This window comes from Bradyrhizobium sp. (assembly GCF_016462955.1).
In the GTDB taxonomy this organism is placed as follows: domain Bacteria; phylum Pseudomonadota; class Alphaproteobacteria; order Rhizobiales; family Xanthobacteraceae; genus Bradyrhizobium.
On sequence record NZ_JAEMSD010000136.1, the window covers coordinates 1 to 11036 of the forward strand.

Here is an 11036-nt window from a genome sequence, read left to right on the forward strand (position 1 = left end):
GCCCGCCGCCAGGTTGATCCTGACCGGCACGCTGGCGTCGGACAGGTCCAGCACATCCTGACCGTTGCCGCCTTCGATGGTGTCGTCACCGGCACCGCCTCGGAGTACGTCATCGCCGACGCCGCCGATCAGAACGTCGTTTCCGGCGCCGCCGATCAGCAGGTCATTTCCAACGCCGCCATTCAGGGTGTTGGCTCCGGCCGAGCCGATCAGCGTGTCGTCATACGCCGTCCCTACCGCATTCTCGATCCCGGCGAGATGGTCGGCGCCCGGCAGATAGCCCGGATAGTAGGCAAGCCCGGCCTCGAGATCGATCGTCAGCTTGAACAGGATCTGACTGTAGTCGATGGTGTCGACGCCGTCGCCACCGTCGTACCGATCCAGACCGGCGCCGCCGATGAAGGTGTCGTTGCCGGCACCGCCGAAAACCAGGTCGTTGCCGACCCCACCAACGATCGTATCGCTGCCGCCGGTTCCGGTGCGTAGCTTCCAGATGCCGTCGGCGAAGCGGACTTCCTCGATGTTGCCGATCGTGTCCGTGCCATCGCCGCCGAGCTGATCAGCGACGTTCAACGTGCCGTCGGTATTGAGCATCATCGCGTATCCGGCAATCGCGCCGGAGAAGGTCGCGGTGTCGGTGCCGGCGCCGCCATCGATGGTGTCGTCTCCGGCACCGCCAATGATCAGATCGTCGCCGTCGTTGCCGTAGATCTCGTCGTTGCCTGCATCGCCGTAGACGGTGTCGTTGCCCTGGTTGGCATAGATCCGATCGTTGCCTTCGCCGCCGTGGATGGTGTCGTTACCGAACGAGGTGTAGATCTCGTCATTCCCGGCACCGCCGTCGATCTCCATGTTGGTCGAGATCCAGTCGTTGGAGATCAAGATATCGTTGCCGTCGCCGAGCAGGATCTGGCCCTGGATATCGGACCCGATCCAGATGTTGACGAAGTCGTCGCCGGCGCCGAGATCGACCTTGCCGACGATCTTGCCGGTGTTGCCGAGCCTGTCATTGCCGTCGCCGAAGCTGACGTCGCCGGTGATGACGCCGGAGCTCTGGTTGATCAGCTCGTCGGCACCGGCGCCGAGCAGGACGTCGCCGGTGATGATGGCGCGATTGACGATCAGATCGTCACCCTCGCCCATGTTCACCGCTGATCCGCCGGTGGCGGTGATGGAGCCGTCATTGCTCAGCGTGTCGCTGCCGCCGCCCATCGAGACGCCGCCAACGATCTGACCGGTGGCGCTGTTGGTGAGGCTGTCGGCATATGTGCCGACCAGGTTGATCGCCTCGTTGCCGCGCAGGTCGAACCGCGCCGCATCCTCGGGGGTGACCCCTTCCGGACCGTGGCCGTCGCCCTTGATCAGGCCGTGGTTGACGATGGTCGTCACCCCCAGCGCGTTGGCGTTGCTGGAGTTGTCGACCTGGATCGCACGGCCGTAGCCGTAGATCTCGCCGCCGGCATTGTTGACGATGCTGCCGCCGCCGATCGCGATCGCTTCGGAGACGTTCGGCTCGCCGTCGTGATAGCCCTCGGCGCCGAGGCCCGAGATCTTGCCGTAGTTCACGATCTGCACCAGACCGTCGACATCGATGGCGTCGCCGTCGCTGTCGGACAGTTCGGCCGAGCGGCCCTCCATCACGCCGTGGTTGGTGATGAACGCCTTCTGCGCTTCGGTTCCGTCGGTGTCGAGATTCACCGCGGACCCGTTACGGCCGATCATCGTGCCGCTGTTGATGACGGTGACGGCGTTGTCACCGGTCACGGCATGACGCGAAGCTTCCATCCAGCCGCCGGCGTAGTTGTTGACCTTGCCGCCGGTGTCGCTCTGGAAGTCGATCAGATCGCCCCCACCCACGAACGTCGGATCCGTCGTGATCGTCCCCCAGTTGTTGACGACGCCGTCAGTGCCGGGGCGGATCACGTCGGTATCGGAATTGTGCTGGCGGATAACGCCTCCGGCAAGGTTGTTGATCACCGCCGACGCGCCGTTGTTGTCGAAGGTACGGAAATCGAGGACGCGGCCGTTCGCTTCGATCAGGCCGGCGTTGTTGACGGTGATGGTCGCGTCGGCGTGACCGGCCCGTTCCGGGGTCAGCGCACCTCGAACGACGCCGCCGGCCTGGTTGTTGAGGGTCAGCGAGCCCGTCGCCCCCGCCGTAGTGGTGAGCGCACGGGTCGAGCCTGAGATCTCGCCGGCATTATCGACGACCGCGTTGCCACCGCCCTGCCAGATGATCGCGTTGCCGGACACCGCGAGCGCACCGCCGGCCTCGATGACGACGTGGTCGTTGTTGTCGACAATGAGGCTCGAAGCCAGCTTAGCGCCGTCCTGGACCGTCACGTTGTCGTACGATGCCGATCCGGCCGCCGACCAGGTGCCTGCGGAGACCAGCAGGTTTTCGACATTGAGGGTGGCGATCAGTTCCGCCGTGCCGCCGCCGATCAGCTTGACCGTGTCATTTCCGTCGCCGCCGTCGATCGAACTCGGCGCGGCGTCGTCGGTAGAGACGATGATGAGATCGTCGCCATCGCCAGCATCAGCCGTGTCGCCGGCGCCGCCCGCCAGTTGGTCGTCGCCGGCGCCACCGTCGAGCGTGTCGTCGCCTGCCCCGCCAAGCAGCGCGTCGTCGCCCTCGCCGCCGGACAGGGTATCGTCGCCTTCGCCGCCGTCGAGCTGATCGTCGCCTGCGAGCCCGGCGAGGACATCGTCGCCGCCGAGGCCGGAGAGGACGTCGTCGCCGATCGCGCCGGTGAGCGCGTTGTCGCCGTCATCGCCGACCAGCATCAAGGGTTCGCCTTCGAGCACCGTGTCTTCACGATAGTCGAGATTCTGGATGCGCTCGTCGTGCGTCCGGTCGGTGTCGGCAACGTCGTAGGCCGTGTCGGAGTATTTCGCCGCCATGTATTCGGCGAAAGCGTCCTGCTCGGTACCTTCGGTGGCGAAGTTCGCCACTTGCTCGGCATCGGGAACCAGGTCTGGCGACAGGTTGACGACATTGGCAAAGGCGGGATTGGCCGCGATGAAGCTCGCGAACGGATAGCCGTCGCCTCCGGTGAGCAGGAAGCTCAGGGTCACTACCCGGATCGCCATCTCGGGATCGACTGCCAGTTCTCCATTCTCGACCAGCGTCAGCACCGGGTTGCCGTTGTCGTCGAGCAGCGCTGCCGACTGCACGCGGTTGCCGGCCGGCAAGTCCTTGTCGAACGAAAACGCGATGCCGCCAACCTGGGCGAACTGGCCGGGAGTCGCGGTCGCCGTTGTCGCCGCCACCGCGTGCTCGAGCACCTTGAGCAGCTGATCCGCGGTCACCGTAACCATCGACAGCGCGTTGTTGAAGCGCAGCGAGTTGGCGATATCGAGCTGCGACACCTCGCCCGCTTCCTTGCCGACGCTGGCGTTCGCCAGCGGCGGGCTCTCCACCGCTTCGCCGCCGACCGCATACACGTAGCCGATGGAGTCGCGGATGCCGCCGCCGTTCTTGATCGAAACCAGCACGGTCGGATCGACCTTCTGGGCGTACCACAGGTTCGCATCGGCGGTGAGGTCGCCGAGGTTGGTTTCCTCGGTGCGCACCTCGCCGCGACGGCCTTCGAGATAGACGTCCGTCTTGCCGAAAGTGTTGCCGTCCTGCGCGTCGATGATGCCGCCCACCGCCTGGGCGATGTCGTTGACCAGATCGCCGCGGCCGCCGTCGGCAAACGCGTTGGCATCGTCGGCATCTACGTCGCCGTCATCGTCGACATCGACCGTCGTGTTGCCATCGTAAAGCGAGGCCACCACCTCCTCCGTGCTGGCGTATGCGCCGTTGACCGCCGTATTGGCGCTGTAGATCACGTTGCCTTCGGCATCGAAATCGACCACCAGTCGTCCGACATAGGAGTACTCGCCGGAGGTGTTGACGATCAGCGTGGTCTTGCCGTCGGCGTTCGCGGTGACGATCGGATAGGTGTCGGCAGCGGTGTCGCCGGCACGAAGCACGTCGGTCTCGTCCGCCAGCAGGGTGTGCGAGCCGCCGGCGATGATGACGTCGACGCCGTGCAGCAGGGGCGCCAGCGCCTTTTCGAGCGCGAGCTGCTGCAAATGGCTGACCAGGATGATCTTGTTGATGCCCTGGGCCAGCAGGCCGTCGATGGTCGGTTGCAGGATTGCCGCCAGCGCCGCCATGTCATCGACATTGTCGCCGATCACTTCGACGCCGCCGGTCGAGGAGATGCTCTGCACGATCTGGGTGGTGGCGCCGATCACGCCGATCTTTTCGCCATTCTCCTCGATCACAGTGGCCGGCGCGATCTTCTTGCCGATACCCGCGGCCGGCGGGAAGCCGGTGTAGGCGTCCGCATCCAGGATCGTGCCGGTGTAGAGCGAGGCGAGATTGGCATCGGCCGAGAAGTCCAGATTGGCCGAGAGATAGGGGAACTGCGCACCGGGATAGCCGCCGGTCTGCCTGATGATGTCGGCGAATGCCCTGGTGCCGGCGTCGAATTCGTGATTGCCGATCGCCGAGGCCTGCACGCCGATGATGTTCAGCATCGCCATGTCGGCGGTACCGAAGCCGGGCGAGATATTCAGCGTCCCGGCGGCGAGGCCGTAATAGGTCTCGAGCGCCGTTTCATAGACCTCCTTCAGCGAGCTGTCGCTGCCGGCGCTGAAGAACGGGCTGGGAATGAAATTGTCGCCCGACGACAGCGTGATCGAGTTGTCGTAGGTCTCCTCGAGATAGTCCACGATCGCCGCGAAGTTGCCGGCGCGATCGACTGCGTTCAAGCCTGCCTCGAAGTCCGATGCATGCAGGATTTGCAGCGTGTAAGCCGGGGTTGGTTCCTGCTCGCCGAGATCGAGGCCGACGATCACCGGATCATGGTCGGACACCCGGATCGAGGCGTCGCCGTCGAAGATCGAGGTGTCGCGGCCATAGTCGGTATTGTAGTCGAGCGCATCGGCCTCGTCGGCGTTGATGTGCCAAGTGGTCACACCGGATACCTGCGCGCCGAGGCTGGCATTGGCGAAGGCATAGTCGAGCGTGCCGGTCTGGCCGTCGAACACATAGGAATAAGCATCGTCCTCACGGGCCTGCAAATCCTCATAGCCCGCGCCCTCGATGATCGCCGTCGACTGCTCCTTGGCGTAGCCGTTGAAGTCGCCGAGCAGCATGACGTCCGGATCGCCCGAGCCGGTCGGATCGCTCGCCGCCCAAGCGGTGAGTGCGGTGGCAGCCAGCTCGCGCTGGTTCTGCCAATTGCCCTGGCCGTCGCCCTGATCGGAATCGGCGCCGGAGCCGGTACCGCTCTTGGACTTGAGATGGTTGGCGATCGCCGTGAAGGTTTCGCCGGTCGCAAGTTCCTCGAAGGTCACCGCCAGCGCATTGCGGCTGGTGTTCTCGCCGTCGAACACCGCGCCGACCGTGCTCTGCCCGAGCAAGCCGCCGAGGCCGAGGCCGGGCAGGTCGGCGTCGTTGAGGGTCTCGATGGTCGTACCGTCGGCGATCTTCACCGCGGTGGTGTCGTAGATGAAGCCGACCGCGATGGCGTCGCCGCCGACGAATTGCTGGCCGGGATCGACCCAGGCATAGGTACCGGCCCCAGCGACGGCATTGAGCTGCTCGACCAGGTACTTGATCGCGTTGCCGGACGATGCGGCCGAGAAGTCGTTCTACAGCTCGGTCAGCGCCAGCACGTCGACGTCCATGTCGAGAATGGTCGCGACCAGCTTCTCGGTCTGACGTGCGAACTCAGCGGCGTTGTCGGCGCCGCGCGGCGCTTGGCCGATCGCGGTGGTGCCGCCATTGTCCAGCGTGGTGAAATAGTTCAGCACGTTGAAGCTCGCCACCTTCAGGCGACCTCCGACGTCTTCCGGCGCATCGGTGCGCGGGTTATCGCCGGCCCCGAAGGTGTTGGCGCCATCCTCGACCGAACGAATCCGCCAAGTCGCCCCCGAGGCGGAGTTGCCGGCCCATTGATAGTCGAGCACACCGGTCAGGCCGGTGACAGTATCACCCATCCGGACCGCGTCGGCAGTGCCGTAGTTCGGCGTGGCGGAGGGGTTGTCGTTCGGATCGAAGCCGGCGAGGGTGTTGATCGCGGCGTTCTGGACGTTCAGGCCATCGTCATAGGTGATGGTGCGAGCACCGAGCTCGGCCAGATACGCCTGGTAGGCGGCGGCGTCGGGCGCGTTCTCCTGCGTGAACTGTTCGGGCCGTTCGCCCGCCACAAGCTTGATCTCATTGAAACGGTCGAGATTGAACTGCTCGGTGACGGTCAGGGTCTCGGGAATCGTGACCAGCATGCCTTCATAGGCTTCGAGATCGGGCTGGTAGTTGCCGTCCTGGCTCAGCGTCGTGCCCATCGACGGCAGGTCGATCTGTGTCGCCATCGTGTCAATGTCGGCCACCGCGCCGGCCTGAACGACCGAAATGCTGCTGGCAGTAAGCTCGGTCAGGCCGAAATATTCGCTGATCGAGCCGGTGACGCGGACCCGGTCGCCGATCTGGACGTCGGTGGCGCCGCCGTAGACGAAGATCGCCTCGGACGTCAGCACGTTGCCGTCTGAATCGGTGGCCTCTTCCTGGAGATAGAAGCCGTTGAGATTGCGGTTGGCGTCGGCATCGCCGTTCTGGAAGTCGCCGACCACGATGGCTTCAACGGTCACAATCTGGCCCACCATCGCGCTGCTGGCTCCGCTGCCCTGAATTGCGCTGATCTTGGTGATGCCGAGGTCGTCGTTGACGATGGTGCCGGGCGCCGTCGCGGCGCTGACGATCGTGGTGGTCACGGCCGCCGAATTGGAAAAGTCCTGCAGCGTCAGCGTAAAGCTCACGTTCGGCTCATTGACGGTGTCGCCGGCGACGGTGACGGTCACGACTGCGGAGGTCTCTCCCGCAGCGATGGTGCCACTGAAGCTGACCGGCTCGCCGCCGACATAGTCGGCCGCATCGGTCTGTGCCGAAGCGATCGCTCCCGAGAACGCCACGTCGCCCGTGGTTCCGCCGCTACGCTCGACGGTGAACTGGAAGACGGTCGGACCGCTGTTACCTTCGTCATGCGACACCGTAAGCAAATCCGGCGCAAAGGCGACGTGTTGCATTTCGGCTGACGATTCGGACGAACTGGTAACGCGGATGTCGTCGATGCCGACCCACTCGTCATTGCCGGCGGCGTTGGTGGTGAGAATGCGAACCTGGAGGTCGCTGCGGCCGTTGACGGCGTCAGGCAGCAGCAGATCGAACTGGGTCACCTGGGTCGCGGCACCGCCGGTGGTGACGTCGGCGGCGTAGCCGCTTGGAACGTTGGTCCACGCCCCGCTCGAACCGAGCCGATATTGCACGTTGATCTGCTGCGCGGCGTCGTCCGTGCTGGCGTCGAGGTCGCGTGCCTCGAAGCTCAGTCGGACATCCTTGCGGCCGGTGGCGTCGAGATGGATCACGAGGTTGGGGGCATCCGCACTGTTCGAGCCGTTCAGCGCCACCGTCGGGTTGGCAATCTGGAATTCGGCCACACCGCCGTTGGTGATGGCGGTATTGGTCTGGTTGGCGACGACGTCGACATCTCCTGACGACGATCCGGTAGCCGTACGCGCGTCCACCCCGGTTGCCGAAACGACATCGTTGCCGAGATAGCCGACGATCGACGCGACTCCCGACCAATCATCATTGGTCGTGATGAGACCGGTATTGGACCAATCCTGCAGGAAATCGCCGTTCGCCAGGACATGAGGGGTCGTCGACATGGATAGCCACTCCAGCGCTTGAGAGACGACGTCGCGGATCGCCGCCTCACGGCATGCGTGAGGGCACGGTCCAGACGGCCGATGGTTAACGGATCGTTAATGCGCTTTGATAGAATGCCGATGACAACAGATCGGTGACTACTTCTTAACGGGCCGGTGAAGTCATGACCCGACATGTCGTGTGAAGGCTGAGCGAAGCAACGACTCGTATCGGACCAAGCGACGCGCTCGATCTCTCGGCCGGCAGCGATCGCCAACGAGTCTTCTGTATGTAGCGGGATCGGCGGGCCGAGAGCCCGCGACCGCGCCAAGCTTCGATTGTCGGCCTGCGCGGGCGAACCTCCGGCCAAGGCGGCGTTTCGTCGCAGGTGTCGCGGCCTCGTTGCCCCCGGGCCGAGTTTTCGTGCACGCGCCGCATTGTCATGCGCCTGACGTTGAACCTCGCTAACGAACGCCGATCGCATCCAAACGTAACGGTCCGACGTCGTTTTGAATTGAGTATTATGACCGCAACAACGCCCTCCGCGTCGACTCCCGCGTCCGGCGATCTCGCGTCGGCCGCGATCGCATCCTGCAGAACGGCCTTTCTGACGGTGGGATTGTTCTCTGCGGTGCTCAATCTGCTGATGCTCACCGGCTCGATCTACATGCTGCAGGTGTACGACCGGGTCATTCCATCGCACAGCATTCCGACATTGATTGCGCTGTCGATCGCGGTGGCGGCAGCGTATGCGATGCAAGGGTTGTTCGACCTGCTGCGTCAGCGCATTCTGACCCGGATTGGATCGGCGCTGCACGCCGCGCTGTGGCAACCGGTCGTCTGCAACATCCTGCGCGGGCCGCTACGAGGCGGCGGCGCAAATCGCGGCCTGCAATTGTCCCATGATCTGGACTCGGTCCGGTCGTTCCTGTCCGGGCTCGGCCCGACGACCTTGTTCGACTTGCCGTGGATGCCGCTGTATCTCGCCGGCTGCTTTCTCCTGCATCCATATCTCGGCTGGACGCTGGTCGTGGGCGCGGTGCTGCTGTTCGGGATCGCGCTGCTCACCGAGGTGCTGACGCGGGCCCCGACCCGGGACGCGTCGCGTGCCGGCGCAATCCGCGGCGTCCAGCTTGAAGCGGGTCGGCGCAACGCCGAAATCGTGGCCGCCTTGGGGATGGAGCAGCGTTTGATCCACCGGATCGGCGCGGCCAACGACGATCTAGTCGCCGCCCAGCAGCGCAACGCGGATATCGCCGGGTCGCTCGGCGCGTTGTCGAAGACGCTGCGCTTCATGCTGCAATCGGCGCTGCTCGGCCTCGGCGCCTATCTCGTGATCGAGGGATTGGCGAGCGGCGGTGTGATGATCGCCGCGTCGATCATGGGCAGCCGCGCGCTCGCGCCGGTGGAACTGGCGATTTCCATCTGGCGACCGTTCATCGGCGCGCGACAGGCGGGCCAACGGCTCCGCGCCGCCCTGCGCGAGGGCGACGCCCCGCACCCCGACGTTGCGCCCGAACGCGCCGTACATCGGCTCACGGTCGAGCAGGTCACGATCGCCGCCCCCGGCGGCACCACCGCGATCGTGCACAACGCTTCGTTCGTACTCGAAGCAGGCCAGGCGGTCGGCATCATTGGCCCGTCAGCCGCCGGCAAATCGACGCTGGCGCGGGCACTGGTCGGGATCTGGCCGATCGCACGCGGCGAGATCCGGCTCGATGGCGCCACCCTCGATCAGTGGCCGGCAGAAATTCGCGGCGGCATGATCGGCTATCTGCCGCAGGACGTCGAATTGTTCGACGGGACGGTCGCGGAAAACATCGCGCGTTTCGACTCTGAGATTGACCAGACTGCGGTGATCGCCGCGGCGAAGGCCGCCGGCGCCTACGAGATGATCCTGAAGCTGCCGAAGGGGTTCGAGATGCGGATCGGCGAAGCCGGCGCCACCCTATCGGGCGGCCAGCGGCAGCGGATCGCGTTGGCGCGCGCGCTCTACAAGGATCCATTCATGGTGGTGCTCGACGAGCCGAACGCCAGCCTCGACGCCGAAGGCGACGCCGCGCTGACCGACGCCATCCGGCGTGTCCGGGCTCGCGGCGGTATTGCCGTCATCATTGCGCATCGGCCGGCGGCGCTCGCCGCGGTCGATCTCGTGCTGACGCTGGCGACCGGCCAGGTGCAGGCGTTCGGACCGAAGGACGAAGTGCTGCGCAAATCGCTGGCCGCTCATCCGGCGCCGGGCGGCGCGGCGCTGCAGGCGGTGCCCGATGCGCGTTCGGTTCCTGCCGCCGCCGCCAGTTGAGGACTTTCATATGACCGCAGCCCGCACGCCCGAGGCTCGCCGCAACGATCCGTTTCGCGATATCCGGCGCGCCACCGCATTCGGAATCGGCACGCTGGCCATCGTCGTGTCCACCGCCGGCGTTTGGGCGATGACCGCGCCGCTCGCCAGCGCCGTGATCGCGCCGGCACAGGTGGTGGTCGACAGCAACGTCCGCCGGGTTCAGCACCCTACCGGCGGCGTGGTCGCCGACATCTACGTCAACGACGGCGACCAGGTCCGAGCCGGAGACATGCTGGTCCGCCTCGATGAAACACTGTCGCGCGCCAACCTTGCGCTGATCGAAAACCAGCTCAACCAGCTGGGGATGCGTCGTGCCCGGCTGCAGTCCGAGCAGAACGGCCGCGATGCGGTGGTGCTGCCGGACGAGATCGCCGCCCGCCGCACCGTCGCCGCGATCGCGGAGATGATCGAGGGCGAGACCGCGCTTTTCGCCCGGCGGCGCGAGGCGATCAATGGCCAGCAATCGCAGCTGCGCGAACGCAAGGCCCAGATCGCCGACGAAATCCGCGGCCTGGAGGCACAAATCGCCTCGAAGCGCGAACAGATCCGCTGGATCGAAACCGAGCTGGAGGGTGTCCGCGAGTTGTACGAAAAGCGCCTGGTGCCCTATGCGCGTCTCACTGCACTCGAGCGCGAGGCCTCCCGCCTGACCGGCGAGGAAGGCCAGCTGATCGCCGAGATCGCACGCGCCAAGGGCCGGATCACCGAAACCGAACTGCAGATCATCCAGCTGGTTCAGGACCAGCGCCGTGAAGTCGCGACCGAACTGCGCGACGTCGAGAGCAAGCTTGCAGATCTGGGCGAACGCCGCATCGCCGCGATGGACCAGCTCGATCGCGTGATATTGCGCGCGCCGCAGGACGGTCTGATCCACCAGAAATCGGTCTTCACCGTCGGCGGCGTGATCACCGCGGGCGAACAGCTGATGCTGATCGTGCCGAAGGACTCGCTCGTGGTGGAGGCCCGGGTCGATCCACAAATGATCGA

Annotated in this window: 4 protein-coding genes; 2 read left to right on the plus strand and 2 right to left on the minus strand. The window is 65.3% G+C overall.

The features are described from left to right. Together JHD07_RS16110 and JHD07_RS16115 are read right to left on the minus strand one after the other, a co-directional pair. The coding region (locus tag JHD07_RS16110) for a 5'-nucleotidase C-terminal domain-containing protein (RefSeq protein ID WP_291623869.1) at positions 1 to 5493 on the minus strand (5493 nt) is incomplete at its 3' end. A 159-nt stretch (positions 5494 to 5652) separates the two neighbouring features. Beyond that, the gene (locus JHD07_RS16115; protein ID WP_291623871.1) at positions 5653 to 7725 is read right to left on the minus strand and encodes a hypothetical protein; all 2073 of its coding nucleotides are present in this window, start codon (positions 7723 to 7725) and stop codon (positions 5653 to 5655) included. Between the two features lie 503 nt (positions 7726 to 8228). On the opposite strand from JHD07_RS16115, the gene JHD07_RS16120 reads away from it, so the two are divergent. Then, complete coding sequence (locus JHD07_RS16120; RefSeq protein WP_291623873.1) at positions 8229 to 10007, plus strand: type I secretion system permease/ATPase; 1779 nt, start codon at positions 8229 to 8231, stop codon at positions 10005 to 10007. A 10-nt stretch (positions 10008 to 10017) separates the two neighbouring features. Beyond that, on the plus strand, positions 10018 to 11036 hold a 1019-nt coding region (locus JHD07_RS16125; protein ID WP_291623876.1), incomplete at its 3' end, for an HlyD family type I secretion periplasmic adaptor subunit.

Excerpts from the sequence above, each read along its gene's own strand:
- JHD07_RS16115 (WP_291623871.1), bottom strand. The coding sequence starts at position 7,725 with ATGTCGACGACCCCTCATGTCCTGGCGAACGGCGATTTCCTGCAGGAT.
- JHD07_RS16120 (WP_291623873.1), top strand. The coding sequence starts at position 8,229 with ATGACCGCAACAACGCCCTCCGCGTCGACTCCCGCGTCCGGCGATCTC.